Origin of the sequence: Pradoshia eiseniae, assembly GCF_002946355.1 — a bacterium.
GTDB classification, from domain to species: Bacteria; Bacillota; Bacilli; order Bacillales; family Pradoshiaceae; genus Pradoshia; species Pradoshia eiseniae.
In genome coordinates this window covers 1-1,485 of sequence record NZ_PKOZ01000042.1, presented here as the reverse complement: position 1 = coordinate 1,485, position 1,485 = coordinate 1, and the positions used below count along the sequence as shown (strand labels likewise).

Sequence of the window (1,485 nt, the reverse complement as noted above, 5' to 3'; positions counted from 1 at the left end):
AGTCAAGTCCATATTCTTGTGTAAAATTAAAAACAATGTTTATTGGATGTGAAAATAAAACTTCTCCATTGATCTATAACGTAACTTCTCCCATTTTTTTGCCGAAACATCCGTGAATACATTCTTCACAGGAGAAATAGGCTGTCAAGGGCGTTTTTCCCCTTGATGGCCTATTTCTCCTGTGAAATCCTTCAGGATGGATGTTTCAAAAAATCGCACATTCATATTGGAAGAGGTTTTTGTTTGTCATACACCTCTTGTTGGTTCATCAAAACAGCTCCGATGAGACGGTAGGCTGATTGGGTGTTGGGGAAGATTCGAATGACGGTTTCCCTTCTCCGAACTTCTTGATTTAGCCGTTCCAGGGAGTTCGTACTTCGTATATATAGACGGACGTTTTCTGGATAACTCATGTATTGGATGGCATCCTCGAACCCCTCATCTAGTATTTTGAGGGCATTTTCATATTTAGGTTGTTCCTCGTACTTTTCCATTAATTCTTGTTTGAATTGCCGACAATCTTCGATTGTGACAGCTTCAAATACTCGTTTTAGCATGAGGCGGACGTCATCTGAATCTTTTTTAGGAAGTTTGTCGATGATATTTCTTTTGAAATGGACATAGCATCGCTGCCATGCCGTCCCAATGAATTCCCTTTGTATAGCTTTTTGGAGACCTTGATGAGCATCCGAAATGACTAATTTCGGTGATTGAATGCCCCGTGATTTAAGTTGCTGGAGGAAGCGAGTCCAGCTTTCGAAGCTTTCCGCATGGTCAACGGAAAGCCCTAGTATTTCTCGACGATTGTCTTCACGAATTCCTGTGGCGATATAAACGGCTTTAGAGACTACTCGATGGTGCTCTCGCACCTTAATGTACATGGCATCTACAAATATATAAGGGAAATAGGCCACATTTAATGGCCTGCTTGCCCATTCTTTCACAACAGGATCTAATTGTTTTGTCAGAGAGGAAACAAACGATTTGGATATCGATTCGCCACATAGCTGCTTGATGATTTTGTTCACTTTACGTGTGGAGACGCCATTGATCACCATCTCAAGCATGGAGAGAACTAAAGCCTGATCACAACGAGCATATTTTTCAAATACGGTGGTTGAAAATTCCCCTGAGCGTGTTCTTGGCACTTTAAGAGGAATCTTACCGATATTCATGGTGAGCTCTCTTTCGTAATACCCATTACGGCTGTCTTGGCGTTCAGGAGAACGTTCATAATGGGCAACTTGAAGATGTTTATCTCGTTCATATTCCATATAAGCATTCAGTGTGAGCACAACCGCAGATTTAACGACAGAATCCATCTCAGAATTCATAACCTTTTCTTTTAGAACTTCGATATCCAGGTTAAACTGTAAATGAGTCATCTTTATTCCTCTTTTCGATGTGTTTTTTGGGATAAAAAACATTGTTTCCAAGAGTGAATAAAATGACTCTTTTTATTTACACAATTATATGGACTTAATC

Annotated in this window: 1 protein-coding gene; it reads right to left on the bottom strand. The window is 40.0% G+C overall.

From position 1 onward, the window contains the following. Positions 1–221 precede the first annotated feature (221 nt). Positions 222–1,385, bottom strand: a complete 1,164-nt coding sequence (locus tag CYL18_RS18920) for an IS256 family transposase (RefSeq protein ID WP_104851015.1) — start codon at positions 1,383–1,385, stop codon at positions 222–224. Positions 1,386–1,485: the final 100 nt, after the last annotated feature.